Annotated in this window: 15 protein-coding genes; all 15 read left to right on the plus strand. The window is 65.7% G+C overall.

Annotated features, from left to right (window positions below; all coding sequences use genetic code 11):
• Positions 1 to 19: 19 nt before the first annotated feature.
• Positions 20 to 2,929, plus strand: coding sequence for an ATP-dependent zinc metalloprotease FtsH (gene ftsH, locus CH276_RS08430; protein ID WP_094628590.1), 2,910 nt, complete (start codon positions 20 to 22; stop codon positions 2,927 to 2,929).
• A gap of 218 nt (positions 2,930 to 3,147) precedes the next feature.
• Positions 3,148 to 3,747: a GTP cyclohydrolase I FolE gene (gene folE / locus CH276_RS08435; RefSeq protein WP_032395534.1), complete on the plus strand. Its 600-nt coding sequence runs from the start codon at positions 3,148 to 3,150 to the stop codon at positions 3,745 to 3,747.
• Between the two features lie 19 nt (positions 3,748 to 3,766).
• Positions 3,767 to 4,615, plus strand: coding sequence for a dihydropteroate synthase (folP, locus tag CH276_RS08440; protein WP_176459166.1), 849 nt, complete (start codon positions 3,767 to 3,769; stop codon positions 4,613 to 4,615).
• Positions 4,612 to 5,016 (plus strand): dihydroneopterin aldolase, encoded by a 405-nt coding sequence (gene folB, locus CH276_RS08445; protein WP_045198583.1) that lies wholly within the window; start codon positions 4,612 to 4,614, stop codon positions 5,014 to 5,016. The genes folP and folB overlap by 4 nt, the downstream gene beginning before the upstream one ends.
• Positions 5,013 to 5,555 carry a 2-amino-4-hydroxy-6-hydroxymethyldihydropteridine diphosphokinase gene (folK, locus tag CH276_RS08450; protein ID WP_094628588.1) on the plus strand — a complete coding sequence of 181 codons (543 nt, stop codon included), beginning with the start codon at positions 5,013 to 5,015 and terminating at the stop codon, positions 5,553 to 5,555. Before folB ends, folK begins: the two co-directional genes overlap by 4 nt.
• Positions 5,552 to 6,022 carry a DUF3180 domain-containing protein gene (locus tag CH276_RS08455; protein ID WP_094628620.1) on the plus strand — a complete coding sequence of 157 codons (471 nt, stop codon included), beginning with the start codon at positions 5,552 to 5,554 and terminating at the stop codon, positions 6,020 to 6,022. Before folK ends, CH276_RS08455 begins: the two co-directional genes overlap by 4 nt.
• Before the next feature lie 90 nt (positions 6,023 to 6,112).
• On the plus strand, positions 6,113 to 7,462 hold the full coding sequence (locus CH276_RS08460; RefSeq protein WP_094628586.1) for a DUF6779 domain-containing protein: 1,350 nt from the start codon (positions 6,113 to 6,115) through the stop codon (positions 7,460 to 7,462).
• 114 nt (positions 7,463 to 7,576) lie between these two features.
• Positions 7,577 to 8,491, plus strand: coding sequence for a Rossmann-like and DUF2520 domain-containing protein (locus tag CH276_RS08465; RefSeq protein WP_094628584.1), 915 nt, complete (start codon positions 7,577 to 7,579; stop codon positions 8,489 to 8,491).
• Positions 8,488 to 9,426 (plus strand): pantoate--beta-alanine ligase, encoded by a 939-nt coding sequence (gene panC / locus CH276_RS08470; RefSeq protein ID WP_032395165.1) that lies wholly within the window; start codon positions 8,488 to 8,490, stop codon positions 9,424 to 9,426. The genes CH276_RS08465 and panC overlap by 4 nt, the downstream gene beginning before the upstream one ends.
• Before the next feature lie 9 nt (positions 9,427 to 9,435).
• On the plus strand, positions 9,436 to 9,867 hold the full coding sequence (gene panD, locus CH276_RS08475; protein WP_032395164.1) for an aspartate 1-decarboxylase: 432 nt from the start codon (positions 9,436 to 9,438) through the stop codon (positions 9,865 to 9,867).
• A gap of 4 nt (positions 9,868 to 9,871) precedes the next feature.
• Positions 9,872 to 10,672, plus strand: coding sequence for a type III pantothenate kinase (locus CH276_RS08480; RefSeq protein WP_094628582.1), 801 nt, complete (start codon positions 9,872 to 9,874; stop codon positions 10,670 to 10,672).
• Between the two features lie 122 nt (positions 10,673 to 10,794).
• A complete protein-coding gene (locus CH276_RS08485) occupies positions 10,795 to 11,364 on the plus strand; it encodes a cysteine dioxygenase (RefSeq protein WP_032395162.1) in 570 nt (189 codons plus the stop codon).
• Between the two features lie 11 nt (positions 11,365 to 11,375).
• Positions 11,376 to 11,798 (plus strand): rhodanese-like domain-containing protein, encoded by a 423-nt coding sequence (locus CH276_RS08490; protein WP_032395529.1) that lies wholly within the window; start codon positions 11,376 to 11,378, stop codon positions 11,796 to 11,798.
• Between the two features lie 36 nt (positions 11,799 to 11,834).
• Positions 11,835 to 13,358 carry a lysine--tRNA ligase gene (gene lysS / locus CH276_RS08495; RefSeq protein WP_094628618.1) on the plus strand — a complete coding sequence of 508 codons (1,524 nt, stop codon included), beginning with the start codon at positions 11,835 to 11,837 and terminating at the stop codon, positions 13,356 to 13,358.
• A gap of 274 nt (positions 13,359 to 13,632) precedes the next feature.
• Positions 13,633 to 16,173 carry an ATP-dependent Clp protease ATP-binding subunit gene (locus CH276_RS08500; RefSeq protein ID WP_032380134.1) on the plus strand — a complete coding sequence of 847 codons (2,541 nt, stop codon included), beginning with the start codon at positions 13,633 to 13,635 and terminating at the stop codon, positions 16,171 to 16,173.
• Positions 16,174 to 16,266: the final 93 nt, after the last annotated feature.

Raw genomic sequence — 16,266 nt, forward strand, 5'->3', positions numbered from 1 at the left:
CCGACTCGGCTGAAGCTGTATGAATCGGAAGACAGTAATACGAAATCTTGCCATCGTTTTCGGCATTCTGTTGGTGATCTATGCCTTCAGCTACTTCGGTAACGACACGCGGGATTGGAAGACGGTCGACACCTCGGTGGCGATCGCCCAGCTCGACGACCGCAATGTCGAGTCCGCGCAGATCGACGACCGTGAGCAACAGATTCGGCTGACGCTCAAAGAGGCCAACGAGGCCTCGGGCAATGAAACTCAGATCATTGCGAAGTACCCGGACTCGGCGTCCGAGCAGATCTTCGACAAGGTCGACTCCCAGGGGTTGACCAGCTACAACACCACCGTCACCCAGGAGAGCTGGTTCAGCTCGTTCCTGCTGCTGATCCTGCCGATGGTGCTGATCCTCGGCGTGATCATCTTCGTGATGAGCCGCATGCAGGGTGGCGGACGCGGTGGCGTCATGGGCTTCGGCAAGTCCAAGGCCAAGCAGTTGACGAAGGACATGCCCAAGACCACGTTCGCCGACGTCGCGGGCGCGGACGAGGCAGTCGAAGAGCTCTACGAGATCAAGGACTTCCTGCAGAACCCGTCTCGCTACCAGGCCCTCGGTGCCAAGATTCCGCGCGGCGTACTGCTGTACGGCCCTCCCGGAACCGGTAAGACGCTGCTCGCGCGCGCCGTCGCGGGCGAGGCCGGCGTGCCGTTCTTCACCATCTCCGGCTCGGACTTCGTCGAGATGTTCGTCGGTGTCGGCGCGTCCCGCGTGCGCGACCTGTTCGAGCAGGCCAAGCAGAACAGCCCCTGCATCATCTTCGTCGACGAGATCGACGCCGTCGGTCGTCAGCGCGGCGCAGGCATGGGTGGCGGTCACGACGAGCGCGAACAGACGCTCAACCAGCTCCTCGTCGAGATGGACGGCTTCGGTGAGCGCACCGGCGTCATCCTCATCGCCGCCACCAACCGCCCCGACATCCTCGACCCTGCGCTGTTGCGTCCGGGCCGCTTCGATCGGCAGATCCCGGTCGGTGCCCCCGACCTGGCCGGCCGTCGGGCGATCCTGAAGGTGCACTCGGCAGGCAAGCCCGTCGCCCAGGACGCCGACCTCGAAGGTCTCGCCAAGCGAACCGTCGGAATGTCCGGTGCCGACCTGGCGAACGTCATCAACGAAGCGGCACTGCTCACCGCCCGCGAGAACGGCACCGTCATCACCGAGGCATCCCTCGAGGAGTCGGTGGACCGCGTCGTCGGTGGTCCGCGCCGCAAGAGCCGCATCATCAGCGAGCACGAACGCAAGATCACCGCGTACCACGAGGGTGGTCACACTCTCGCGGCGTGGGCGATGCCCGACATCGAGCCCGTCTACAAGGTCACCATCCTCGCGCGCGGTCGCACAGGCGGTCACGCGATGACGGTGCCCGAGGACGACAAGGGCCTGATGACGCGGTCGGAGATGATCGCTCGCCTCGTCATGGCCATGGGTGGCCGCGCGGCCGAGGAGCTCGTCTTCCACGAGCCGACCACCGGTGCGTCCTCGGACATCGACCAGGCCACCAAGATCGCTCGCGCGATGGTCACCGAGTACGGCATGAGCAGCAAGCTCGGAGCCGTTCGCTACGGACAGGAACAGGGTGACCCGTTCCTCGGCCGTTCGATGGGCCAGCAGTCCGACTTCTCGCACGAGGTCGCCCGCGAGATCGACGAGGAGGTGCGCAAGCTCATCGAGGCGGCGCACACCGAGGCGTGGGCCATCCTCAACGAGTACCGCGACCTGCTCGACACCCTTGCCTCGGAGCTGCTCGAACGCGAGACGCTCACCCGCAAGGACCTCGAGAAGATCTTCCACAGCGTCACCAAGCGTCCGCGCATCACGCTGTTCAACGACTTCGGTGATCGTAAGCCCTCGGACAAGCCGCCGGTCAAGACTCCTCGCGAACTCGCCGCCGAGCGCGGCGAGCCGTGGCCTCCGGTGCCGCCGGCCCCGAAGCAGCTTCCGCCGCAACAGTTTCCGCAGCCCAGCTACGCCGGTTCGCCGCAGCTGAGCAAGGGTGGCTACCCGAACGGAAGCAACAGCTACAACGGGTCTCCGACCAACGGCGCACCCACCAACGGTGCCCCGTCGAACGGCGCTCCGACCAACGGTGGCCCGGTCAACGGATCGCCGAGCACCGGCGACGTCGATGCGCCGAACACCGGTGGGCGACGCAGCGCCCCGGTAACCGGCGGCTTCAACGGCGGCGGCTACAACGGTGGGCCCAACGGAGGTTACGGCGGCCCGGTCAACGGAGGAGCTCCCAACGGGGGCGGATACTCCGAGGGCTATCGCAGGCAGGACCCACGCCCGAGCGGCCCGAGCCAGGGCTCGCGTCCCGATTACGGTGCCCCGGCCGGATGGTCGGCTCCGGGATGGCCTCCGCGCGAGCAGTCCGCGGTTCCCCGTTACCAGGGACCGACCACGCCGCCTGCTGCGAACCAACCGAACCGCGAGCAGTCGGAATCGGATCGACCGGACCAGAATCGGTACGAGCCGCCGCAGGGACAGCCACCGACGTACCGGCAGCACCCCACCTATCAGCAGCCACAGGCGTATCAACCGCCGACCGCTGCACCTTCGAATCAACCGTCTTCCAATCAACCACCGGAATATCAGCAGCCGCAGTATCAGCCGGATCCGTTCCGGCCGGACGCTCGGGACCAGGGTCGTACCTCTCGGCACGAGCCCCCGTACGGCCAGAACCAGAACGATGCTGCACCGGCCGAGGCGTCGCCTCCCACCTGGGAGGTTCCGACTCCGTCGCAGAGCTATCCGCTGCCCGGAGACGATCGTTCCTCGAGCAGCCCGTCCGAGGACTCGCGGCGAGACGAGCGAGCCGAGGACGACGGCGACGAAGGTCCGAGGACGCAACGCTGGGAAGGGCCGGGCGGTTCGTACCGCTAGGTCCATCATTAGGCTGGCTGGGTCGACCCTTTCGGTCGGCCCAGTCCGTCGTTCGAACCCTGCTGAAGGTCGACGCAGCTGCTCGTGAAGAACAGGTGCAGTTCGGCCCAGCTGTCACATTCGCGGAGCCCAACCGGAGGTACGTTCTCGTGTCAGTCAACCGGACCGACGAGTCGGCAATCGACTCGGCAGAAGTCCCAGCAGCGCAGCAGAGGGCAGTGGAAGAGACAGTGGCCTACGCCACCGGCGCGGTCTTCGACCAGCCTCGCGCCGAGGCCGCCGTGCGTGAGCTGTTGATCGCCGTCGGCGAGGATCCCGACCGTCCAGGTCTGCTCGACACCCCGGCCCGCGTCGCGCGTTCCTACCGCGAAATCTTCGCCGGGCTCTACACCGACCCGGACACTGCGCTGAACACGACGTTCGACGAGGGGCACCAGGAACTGGTTCTCGTCCGCGACATCCCCATGTTCTCCACGTGCGAGCATCACCTCGTCTCGTTCCACGGCGTTGCGCACGTCGGCTACATCCCGGGCAAGAGCGGCAAGGTCACCGGCCTGTCGAAGCTGGCGCGCGTGGTGGACATGTACGCCAAGCGCCCGCAGGTGCAGGAGCGTCTGACCAGCCAGATCGCCGACGCGTTGATGCGCAAGCTCGACCCGCGCGGTGCAATCGTCGTGATCGAGGCCGAGCACCTGTGCATGGCCATGCGCGGGATTCGCAAGCCGGGTGCCAGTACCACCACCTCCGCGGTGCGGGGTCTGTTGCAGTCCAGCGCGGCGTCGCGTTCGGAAGCTCTGGACCTGATTCTGCGGAAATGACGCGTCCGGTCGATTCCCGATGAGCCCGGCGCGAAGTATCCCCCCGGCACCCGTCGTCATGGGTGTACTCAACGTCACTGCCGATTCGTTCTCCGACGGCGGTCGATACCTCGACGTCGACGCTGCCGTCGAACACGGGTTGGCGATGCATCGTCGCGGCGTCGACATAGTCGACGTCGGTGGTGAGTCGACGCGGCCCGGAGCAGACCGGATCGATCCGACACTCGAGGCGCAGCGTGTCGTACCGGTCATCGCTGCGCTCGCCGAAGCAGGGGTGGCCACCAGCGTCGACACCATGCGTGCCTCGGTCGCCGAGGCCGCAATCGAGGCCGGGGTATCGATCGTCAACGACGTCTCGGGCGGTCGGGCGGATCCGGCCATGGCCGGGGTGGTTGCGGACGGCGGATTGCCGTGGATCCTGATGCACTGGCGAGCCGCCGGATCCGAATACCGGCACGCCGGTCCGGCCGATCGGTACCACGACGTGGTCGCCGACGTCCGCAGCGAACTGCTCGAACAGGTCGACCACGCAGTGGCCGCAGGAGTGGACACCGCGATGCTCGTGCTCGACCCGGGCCTCGGCTTCGCCAAGAACGCCGAGCACAACTGGCAACTGCTCCGTGGCCTCCCCGATCTGGTGTCGGCCGGCTTCCCGGTTCTCGTCGGTGCCTCCAGGAAGCGATTCCTCGGATCACTGCTGGCGGACGACGACGGTTCTCCGCGACCGCCGGACGGGCGAGAGGTCGCCACGGCCGTGGTGTCGGCGCTCGCCGTCGCCGGGGGAGCGTGGGGTGTGCGCGTGCACGACGTTCGAGCGTCACTCGACGCGGTGGCGGTCGTACGGGCATGGCAGGGTGATCGGGCATGAGCGAGATCAGCAGCCGCGTCGGCACCGGGACGCGTCGCGGCGACCGCATCGAACTGCGTGGCCTGACGGTGCGCGGCAATCACGGCGTCTTCGACTTCGAGAAGCGAGACGGGCAGGACTTCGTCGTCGACATCACCGTCTGGATGGACCTGCGGCCCGCGGCCGAGACCGACGACCTGACGCGAACCCTGCACTACGGAGAACTGGCCGAGCACGCCGCGGCTGTCGTCGCGGGCCCGTCGAGGGACCTGATCGAGACGGTCTCGGCCGAGATCGCCGAGGTCGTGCTTGCGTACGACTCACGCGTCGACGCGGTGGAAGTGGTGCTGCACAAGCCGTCGGCACCCATCCCGTTGACGTTCGGGGACGTTGCCGTGGTGGCGTACCGGGAGCGGTCGTGACCCGGGCGGTGCTGTCCATCGGCAGCAACGTCGGTGATTCGCTGGCCCACTTGCGTTCTGTCACAACCGAATTGGGTCCACGGCTGGTGGCCTGCTCGCCGGTCTATCGCTCCGCTCCCTGGGGCGGCGTGGAGCAGCAGGACTTCCTCAATGCCGTCGTGGTGGCCGAGGACGAAGCATTCGACGCCTGGGATTGGTTGCGCTTCGGGCAGCGCCTCGAGGAGGCGGCCGATCGCGTTCGAGTCCAGCGGTGGGGGCCGCGAAGCCTCGACGTCGACGTGGTGGTGTGCGAGAACCTGATCAGCGAGGACCCTCGCCTGATCCTTCCGCACCCGCGCGCGCACGAGCGGGCGTTCGTCCTGCTGCCGTGGCTGGACGTCGAACCGGACGCCACCCTGCGCGTCGGCGACGACGATGTGCCGGTGACCGAATTGCTCGCGCGACTGAGTCCGGAGGAGCGTGCGGGAGTTGTCCAGCAGGAGTGGAGCCTGCAGGAACGACCAGAAGAGCACGAAGGCGTCGGTGATGGGTCGTGGTGACCAATCCCACCAAGGTCTGGGATGTGCTGGGTCTTTTCCTGGTCGCCTCGATAGGCACGTGGTTGCTGGTTCGGGTCTTCTACGGCTCGTTGCCTCCGATTCCGGTGTACGCCGGGGCGTCGTTGTATCTGGTCGCGGTGGTGCAAGTGGTCACCGCGGTGATCGTTCGCAACCGCATCGCCGAGCATCGGGTGGGCAGCGGTCTGCACGATCTGCACCCGTTGACTGTGTTCAGGGCGTTGGTGTTGGCCAAGGCATCGATGCTGGTGGGGACCGCTGTCGTCGGAGTGTGCGTCGGGTTTCTGGTGTACGTGATACCGCGTGCGGCGACGGTGCGGGCAGCGTCGTCGGACAGGGCCGGAGCCGTCGTCGCGCTCGTGGCGGGACTGGCCGTCGTCGCTGCAGCGGTGTGGCTCGAACAGTGCTGCCGTACCCCGGAAGACCGTGACGACGAGCGTTCTCGGTAACGCTCGAAACATTTGATTGTTACCTCGGTTGTGTAAGTGATCGGTCGAGGATGACTATTTGCGAACGATTTGCCAGTTACCCTTGTGAACATGACAGATCAGACTCGCGCAAAGAAGGGACGCCGTAAGAGGCGTAGTGCGAGCCAGCTGTTCCTCGCGGCGCTCGTCGTGTTCGGCATCATCGCCAGTGTGTTGTTGCTCTTCACCGAGAGCGTGCAGTGGATGAGAGTCGGTGTCCTTTCGGCGCTGTGGGCTGCGGTGATCGGTGCGTTCGCGATGACCAAGTACCGGCGCGAGGCGGCCGCCGATCAGATCAAGGCCAAGGATCTGCAGACGGTTTACGAGTTGCAGTTGGCTCGGGAGATCTCGGCGCGACGCGAGTACGAGATGAACGTCGAAGCCCGGGTTCGCAGCGAATCGCAGCTCGAGATCGACGAGGTCGCAGCACTGCGCAACGAACTCGCTGCCCTCCGCCAGAACCTGCAGGTGCTCTTCGACGGCAATCTGCCCACCGAGCGTGTCGCACTGCGCGCCGAAGCGATGAGGATGCAAGAACTCGGCGGACGCGGGTACGACAGCTACCAGCCTGCGCCGTCCGGCCTGTACGTCCCCGGTCGCGGCAACGGTTCGATGGCACCGGGAACCGGCCTCAACGGAGTCGGAACTCCCTACGACGAGCCGGTCACAGCCGAGACGTCGGTGGTGTACCCCGAGGATCCGGACGAGATGCCGCAGGCCACGGCTTCAGCAGCGGCATCGTCGGCTGCCGAATCGGCCCAGGATTCGTACGCCGATGATTCGTTCGAGGAGACGAGTCACGACACGGACGCCTCCGACACCGACGCCTCCGACACGGACGCGGACCCGTACGAGCGACCTGCAGCGCAGGCCCGCCCCTACGGCCCACCGAGACCGGCGGGGCGTGTGACGCCGCCCAGCTCCCCCTTCACCGCATACGACTTCGAGCAGACGCGTCGACCTGGGGCCGAGCCGGAACCCGAGGCGGAGCCAGAGCCGCAGGCCACAGCCGAGACCGAACACACGGAGGTCGATTCGGTCGGTTCGTACTCCACGGGTTCGTTCTCCGCGGAGTCGTATGCCGCAGAGTCGTTCTCGGCCGAGCCGGCCGAAGCGTACGAAACCGAGCCTGCCGCGGACCGGAACGGCGACGCCCTCTCTGCGTCGCGCGCCTCGCTGCGTGAATCGGCGGACGCGTTCTTCGCGGCCGATCACGACTACCGGACATCGGTTGAGGACACGTCCGTCTCGCCCCGACGCGGTCGTAGGCGCGCGGAGTCGACCGACGACGAGGATGCGTCGGGCGCACACTCGAACGGTCGATCCGTCGCCGAGATCATGGCCGGACTGCAAGGCGGAGGGTCCGGAGATGCGGCCACGACCGACCCGGGCACACGCCGGCGTCGCCGTCGCGCAGACTGAGAACCAGATCACACAGTTCTTCCATGGCCCGCGAGGGGTCGCGGTCGCTATTGTTCCGTGCAGGACGTCCGGTACCCGCAGAGCGGGACTGGAACGAACGAGAGGAAATTTTCGGTGACCTCATCCGGGTTCACTGGCGGTCTGTCTCCGGCTCGCTTGACGGTCGGTGTCGTCTCGGCGGGACGGGTCGGTACCGCATTCGGTGAGGCGCTCGAACGCGTCGGGCATGTGGTCGTCGGTGCCGCTGCCGTGTCGGACGCGTCCATCACGCGGGTGCGTGAGCGGCTCCCCGAGTCCCAGGTGCTGCCCGTCGACGAGGTTGCTCGTCGCGCGGAACTGCTCGTTCTGGCGGTACCGGACAGCGAGTTGGCATCGATCGTGGCGGGCCTGGCGTCCACCGGGGCGGTGGCACCGGGAAAGTTGGTGGTGCACACCTCCGGCGCGAACGGGATCTCGGTACTCGAGCCGCTGTCCGCTCTCGGTGCCGTGCCGTTGGCGATCCACCCGGCCATGACGTTCAGCGGCGGAGTCGAGGACACCGACCGGATGACGGCGGCGTGCTTCGGCATCACCGCAGGCGACGAGATCGGCTACGCGGTGGCGCAGGCCCTGGTGCTCGAGATCGGCGGCGAGCCGGTGCACGTGCCCGAGAACAACCGGGCGCTCTACCATGCCGCGCTCGCGCACGGCAGCAATCACCTCGTCACGCTTGTGGTCGACGCGGTCGAAGCCCTCCGAGTTGCATTGGCCGGAACGGGTTTTCCCGGTTCGGATTCCGAACGCGGTGTGCCCGAGCGTGTTCTGGCTCCACTGCTCGAAGCTGCGCTGGACAATGCTCTGCGCAACGGACAGTCGGCGCTCACCGGGCCGGTGGCCCGCGGCGATACCGCGGCCGTCGGCAAGCATCTCGACGTACTCGAATCCGTGGATTCGAGGATCGCAGCCGGATACCGCGCGCTGTCCTTGCGATCGGCGCAGCGGATCGGTGCCAAGGCAGACCTGATCGAACTTCTGGAAGGCAATCGATGACCCTCGCGGGCAGCTACACCAAGGGGCAGTTGACGGTTCACCACGATCCTGCGGTGATCACGTCGGTGTCGAAAGCACTTCGGGGCGTCGGGAAGCAGGTCGCTCTGGTTCCGACCATGGGCGCGCTGCACGCCGGGCACGTGCAGTTGGTGCGGCAGGCCAAGCTCACCGGTGCGGTGGTGATCGTGTCGATCTTCGTCAACCCGCTGCAGTTCGGTGTGGGCGAGGACCTCGATGCCTACCCGCGCACCCTCGACGCCGATGTCGCGTTGCTGCGTGAGGAGGGCGTCGAACTGGTCTTCGCGCCGTCGGCGTCGGACATGTATCCGTCGGGTCCGCGCACCACCGTCAATCCCGGACCGCTCGGCGCAGAGCTCGAAGGCTCGAGCAGGCCAACGCATTTCGCCGGAATGCTCACCGTGGTGGCCAAGCTGCTGCAGATCGCGGCTCCGCATCGCGCGTACTTCGGCGAGAAGGACTACCAGCAACTGACACTGATCCGGCAGATGGTGCGCGATCTGAACTTCGACGTCGCCGTCATCGGGGTCCCGACGGTTCGCGAGCAGGACGGTCTTGCGCTGTCCTCGCGTAATCGCTACCTGGACCCCGAGCAGCGTGACGCTGCGATGGCGCTGTCGGCCGCGCTGGTCGCCGGGGCGCACGCCGCGGCCGGGGGAGTCGAGGCCATCATCGCCACTGCGCGTGCAGTTCTGGACGAGGCTCCGCTGGTGCAGGTCGACTACCTGGAGGTGCGCGACCCGCATCTCGGTCCGGCTCCCGAACGTGGGGACGGCAGACTGCTCGTGGCGGCCAAGGTCGGCACCACGAGATTGATCGACAATGTCGGTGTCGCAGTCGGCACCGGTTTTCTGGAGGCAGGAGTGGAGCCTGCGGAACGACCAGAAAAAATTAGTCCCGACGATCCGAAGAGCTGAGGGCACAACATGTTTCGAACAATGATGAAGTCCAAGATCCATCGCGCCACCGTCACGCACGCCGATCTGCACTACGTGGGCTCGGTGACCGTCGATCAGGATCTGATGGAGGCAGCCGACCTGCTCGAAGGCGAACAGGTCACCATCGTCGACATCGACAACGGTGCGCGGCTCGAAACGTACGTGATCACCGGTGAGCGCGGCAGCGGTGTCATCGGGATCAACGGCGCTGCAGCACATCTGGTCGATCCGGGTGACCTGGTGATCCTGATCGCCTACGGCGTGATGAACGAGCAGGAGGTGGCCGACTACGCGCCGAGGGTGGTGTTCGTCGACGAGAAGAACCGGCCCGTCGAGCTGGGAAGCGATCCGGCTCATGCGCCCGCGGGCTCGGGTCTGATCACACCGCGCGATCTGCGGGCCGATTCCGTGCTGGTCTGATTCGATGCTCCTCGCGATCGATGTACGCAACACCAGTACCGTGGTCGGTCTGTTCACCGGCACCGGTGATCATTCGAAGCTACTGCGAGACTGGCGCATTCGAACCGACCCTCATGTGACGGCCGATGAACTGGCACTGATGCTGCGCGGCCTGCTGGGTGAGGACGCGGAACAGATCACCGGAATCACCGCACTGTCGACCGTTCCGTCGGTGCTTCGAGAGATGCGGACGATGCTCGCGCGCTACTGGGATCACGTGGTGCACGTGATGGTCGAACCCGGCGTGCGGACCGGCGTGCCGTTGCTGGTCGACAATCCCAAAGAGGTCGGTGCCGATCGCATCGTCAATACCCTTGCCGCACACGACCTGTACGGAACGGCGTGCATCGTGGTGGATTTCGGAACCACCACCTGCGTCGACGTCGTCTCGGCCAAGGGGGAATTTCTCGGCGGTGCCATCGCTCCCGGGCTGGAGATGTCCGCGTCGGCCATGTCCACTCGCACGGCCACGCTGCGTGAGGTGGAGATGATCCGGCCCCGTTCGGTACTGGGCAAGAACACCGTGGAGTGCATCCAGTCGGGCACCATCTTCGGGTTCGCCGGTCTGGTCGACGGCCTCGTCGGGCGAATTCGACGAGAGGTTCCCGAGGTGACGGGCGCGGACGTCGCCATCATCGGTACCGGAGACATCGCAGCGTTGATCTTGCCCGAGTCGATGACCATCGAGCACCACGAACCCGACCTGACCCTCGAGGGGCTGCGTCTGGTCTACGAACGCAACATGGCCAAACGACGCCCCCGCTGAACGGCTGGCGCATCGTGCGATGGTGTGCCAGAATCGTCGGCGTGATGACGTGCATGGCCACCCAGGAGTGTTGTCGAGGCTGAACCCTGCCTCGTTCGTACACACCCCTGGAGTAGAGCTTCATGCTTTCCACACCTGTACTTTCCGTACCTTCGCGCACCCCTTTGTCGTCGCGCTCGGTCTCGACGCTTCCGACCCGGTTGCGCCCACCCGACCTGCTGCGCATCACCGACCAGGGCGCATCCGACGTCCTCGAGGGCCGCTTCGACCACCTGCTTCCCGGCGGCGGCCGCTGGCCGACCGACGAGCGTTGGGCCGCCCGACTGCATTCCGACGACGACCTCGACGTCTGGTTGATCAGCTGGGTTCCCGATCGTTCCACCGAACTGCACGATCACGCGGGATCGCTCGGTGCGCTCACCGTTCTCAGCGGCTCGCTTCTCGAATATCGTTGGGCCGGAACAGGACTGAAGGAGCGTCACCTCGACGCCGGTGATCAGGCGTCGTTCCCGCTCGGTTGGGTTCACGACGTGATGCACGATCCGGCGTCCACCACGACCGGCCCCACCCTCAGCGTCCACGCCTACTCGCCGCCCCTGACGGCGATGTCCTACTACGAAGTGACCGAACGGTCCACGCTGCGTCGCACCCGTAGCGAGCTCACCGACGAACCCGAGAAGGCCACGCTGTGACCATCCCCGCCATGACCATTGTCGACATGCTCGAATCCGCACGCGAAACCATCGACCGAATGACCGTCTTCGAGCTGCGCGACGCCGTCGACCGCGGAGCCGTCGTCGTCGACATCCGCCCCCAGGCGCAGCGCGCCGTCGAGGGAACGCTGCCCGGGGCGCTCGCCATCGAACGCAACGTCCTCGAATGGCGTCTGGACCCGACGAGCGATGCGCGCCTGGCGATCGCCGTCGACCACGACGTCGAATGGATCGTCATCTGCTCCGAGGGTTACACCTCGTCTCTCGCCGCCGCGTCGCTCAAGCTGCTGGGTCTGCACCGGTCCACCGATCTGGTCGGCGGTTACCAGGCGCTGAAGTCGGCAGGACTGCTCGGTGTACTCACCCAGGCGAAGCACTGCGTCCGTGAGGCCGAGGCCGTCGCTGCGCACTGATCGTCCGCACCGGATCGGACTGTAAAGTGTGTGCGCGTGACTGACACAGCTTCCACCCAGCAGGCCGACGACACCCCGGAGCAACTACGGATTCGTCGTGCCAAGCGCGCCGCGCTGCTCGAGCGCGGGGTCGAGGCATATCCGGTGTCCGTCCCGCGGACCCATTCGCTGCTCGAGATCCGCACCGAGTTCCCCGAACTCGAACCCGATACGACCACCGGCCTGATCGTCGGAGTCGTCGGCCGCATCATCTTCGTCCGCAACACCGGCAAGCTGTGCTTCGCCACCTTGCAAGAGGGTGACGGCACCCAGCTGCAGGCGATGATCAGCCTGGCGGGTGTCGGCGAGGACGCTCTCGCGGAATGGAAGTCCGACGTCGATCTCGGCGACTTCGTGTTCGTACACGGCGAGGTGATCAGCTCCCGCCGCGGCGAGCTGTCCGTGATGGCCGACGCGTGGCAGATCGCATCGAAGTCGTTGCGGCCGTTGCCCGTCGCGCACAAGGAACTGAACGAAGAGACGCGCATTCGGCAGCGGTATCTGGATCTGATCACGCGTCCGGAGGCCAGGGAAACCGCCCGCAAGCGCATCGCCGTCGTCCGGGAACTACGCAACGTACTCGAGCGTCGCGGCTTCCTCGAGGTCGAGACCCCGATGCTGCAGACCTTGCACGGCGGCGCGGCGGCTCGGCCGTTCGTCACCCATTCCAACGCCATGGACACCGACCTCTACCTCCGGATCGCGCCGGAACTGTTTCTCAAGCGCTGCGTCGTCGGCGGCATCGAGAAGGTGTTCGAGATCAACCGGAACTTCCGCAACGAGGGTGCCGACTCCTCGCATTCGCCGGAGTTCGCGATGCTCGAGACATACGAGGCATACGGGACGTACGACGACTCGGCGAAAATGACGCGTGAACTCGTCCAGGAAGTGGCCATGGCCGCACTCGGGTCCACAGTCGTCACGCTGCCCGACGGCACCACCTACGACCTCGGCGGTGAATGGACGACGCTCGAGATGTACCCGTCGCTGTCGGAATCGCTCGGATTCGACGTCACCCCCGACACCACCGTCGACGAACTGCTCGCGATCGCCGACAAGGTCGGGGTCGAGGTGCCGCGCAAGGACGGCGTCCCGATCTACGGCCACGGCAAGCTCGTCGAGGAACTGTGGGAACACCAGGTCGGCGACGCGTTGACCGAGCCCACGTTCGTCCGTGACTTCCCGGTCGAGACGTCCCCGCTGACGCGTCAGCATCGCAGCAAGCCCGGCATCACCGAGAAGTGGGATCTCTACGTTCGCGGATTCGAGTTGGCCACCGGCTACTCCGAACTGGTCGACCCGATCATCCAGCGTGAGCGTTTCGAGGATCAGGCGCGTCAGGCCGCGGCAGGCGACGACGAGGCCATGGTGCTCGACGAGGACTTCCTCGCCGCGATGGAACAGGGCATGCCGCCGACCACCGGAACCGGCATGGGCATCGACCGCCTGCTGATGGCACTGACCGGCTTGGGGATCCGCGAAACGATCCTGTTCCCCATCGTCAAGCCTTCCCAGGCCTGATCGAACGGTGAAGAGCTGTTCGCCAGCAGCGGACAGTGAACGGGAAACGTTTTGCATAGTGCCTGCGTTATGAACAATAAGCAGGCAAGGCAGTCCGCACACGTGGGCCGTCGCGCAGCATTTCAGGGGTGGAGGGTCGGCGTTCGTCACGTCGGCCAACTACAGTGAGAAGCAGTCTTACCTTCAAATGCACAAGCGACCCGGCGTGTTGGACACTGCGGCGCTAGAAGAACTGGTGGGCGAGCTACCACCCGCCAAGAAGTGAGGGAGAGCGATGTTCGAGAGGTTCACCGATCGCGCGCGGCGTGTTGTCGTCCTGGCTCAAGAAGAAGCCCGGATGCTCAACCACAACTACATCGGCACGGAGCACATTCTGCTCGGCCTCATCCACGAGGGCGAAGGCGTCGCAGCCAAGTCTCTCGAGTCGCTGGGCATCTCCCTCGAAGGAGTACGCAGCCAGGTAGAGGAGATCATCGGTCAGGGTCAGCAGGCTCCGTCCGGTCACATTCCGTTCACCCCGCGCGCCAAGAAAGTACTCGAGCTCAGCCTGCGTGAAGCACTGCAGCTCGGCCACAACTACATCGGCACCGAGCACATTCTGCTGGGACTGATCCGCGAAGGCGAAGGCGTCGCAGCTCAGGTTCTGGTCAAGCTCGGAGCCGACCTCAACCGCGTGCGTCAGCAGGTCATCCAGCTGCTGTCGGGCTACCAGGGCAAGGAGCCGTCCGAGAGCGGCAGCGGCCGCGGCGAGGCGGGCACCCCGTCGACGTCACTGGTTCTCGACCAGTTCGGCCGCAACCTCACCCAGGCCGCGCTCGAAGGCAAGCTCGACCCGGTCATCGGTCGCGCGAAGGAAATCGAGCGCGTCATGCAGGTGCTGTCGCGTCGCACCAAGAACAACCCGGTGCTCATCGGCGAGCCCGGTGTCGGTAAGACCGCAGTCGTCGAGGGCCTGGCTCAGGCCATCGTCAACGGCGAGGTTCCCGAGACGCTCAAGGACAAGCAGCTCTACACCCTCGACCTCGGCTCGCTCGTGGCCGGCAGCCGTTACCGCGGTGACTTCGAGGAGCGCCTGAAGAAGGTGCTCAAGGAGATCAACACCCGCGGCGACATCATCCTGTTCATCGACGAGCTGCACACGCTCGTCGGCGCAGGTGCCGCCGAAGGTGCCATCGACGCAGCATCGATCCTCAAGCCCAAGCTGGCTCGTGGCGAGCTGCAGACCATCGGTGCCACCACCCTCGACGAGTACCGCAAGTACATCGAGAAGGACGCCGCTCTCGAGCGTCGTTTCCAGCCCGTCCAGGTCGGCGAGCCGACCGTCGAGCACACTATCGAGATCCTCAAGGGTCTGCGCGATCGCTACGAGGCACACCACCGCGTCTCGATCACCGACGGTGCCCTCGTCGCTGCCGCCACTCTGGCCGACCGGTACATCAACGACCGGTTCCTGCCCGACAAGGCAATCGACCTCATCGACGAAGCGGGCGCGCGGATGCGCATCCGCCGGATGACCGCGCCGCCAGACCTGCGCGAGTTCGACGACAAGATCGCCGACGCGCGCCGGGAGAAGGAATCGGCCATCGACGCACAGGACTTCGAGAAGGCTGCGAACCTGCGCGACAAGGAGAAGACACTCGTCGGTCAGCGCGCCGAGCGGGAGAAGCAGTGGCGCTCCGGTGACCTCGACGTCATCGCCGAGGTGGACGACGAGCAGATCGCCGAGGTTCTGGGTAACTGGACCGGCATCCCCGTCTTCAAGCTCACCGAGGAAGAGACCACTCGTCTGCTCCGCATGGAGGACGAGCTGCACAAGCGGATCATCGGTCAGGTCGAGGCAGTCAAGGCCGTCTCGAAGGCGATCCGTCGTACCCGTGCAGGACTGAAGGACCCGAAGCGTCCGTCGGGCTCGTTCATCTTCGCCGGCCCGTCCGGTGTCGGTAAGACCGAGCTGTCGAAGGCTCTGGCGAACTTCCTCTTCGGCGAGGACGACGCACTCATCCAGATCGACATGGGCGAGTTCCACGACCGCTTCACCGCGTCGCGCCTGTTCGGTGCTCCTCCCGGATACGTCGGGTACGAAGAGGGCGGCCAGCTCACCGAGAAGGTCCGTCGCAAGCCGTTCTCCGTCGTGCTGTTCGACGAGATCGAGAAGGCACACCAGGAGATCTACAACACCCTCCTGCAGGTGCTCGAAGACGGTCGTCTCACCGACGGCCAGGGACGCACGGTCGACTTCAAGAACACCGTGCTCATCTTCACCTCGAACCTCGGTACCTCGGACATCTCGAAGGCAGTCGGCCTCGGCTTCTCCTCGGGCGAAGGCACCGGATCGAACTACGAGCGGATGAAGCTGAAGGTCAACGACGAGCTGAAGAAGCACTTCCGCCCCGAGTTCCTCAACCGTATCGACGACATCGTCGTGTTCCACCAGCTCACCAAGGACGAGATCATCCAGATGGTCGATCTCATGCTCAACCGAGTCGAAGGTGCGCTCAAGAACAAGGACATGGCGATCGAGGTCACCGAGAAGGCGAAGTCGTTGCTCGCCAAGCGCGGATTCGACCCCGTCCTGGGTGCGCGGCCACTGCGTCGCACCATCCAGCGCGAGATCGAGGACCAGCTGTCGGAGAAGATCCTCTTCGGCGAGATCGAAGCCGGCCAGATCATCCTGGTCGACGTCGAGAACTGGGACGGCGAAGGCGCAGGCGAGGACGCGAAGTTCACCTTCCGCGGTGAGAAGAAGGCGATCATCGTCCCCGACGAGGTCCCGGTCGATCTGGCCAAGGCCACCGGAGACAGCGACAGCGAGTAGCTCCACCAGCTCCACACAACGGGCGATCCTCTTTCGAGAGGGTCGCCCGTTGTCGTCTGTCCACCCGTCCACCCACTCAGCCCGCCTACCCAC

The organism is Rhodococcus sp. 06-470-2 (assembly GCF_002258235.1).
Lineage (GTDB): Bacteria > Actinomycetota > Actinomycetes > Mycobacteriales > Mycobacteriaceae > Rhodococcoides.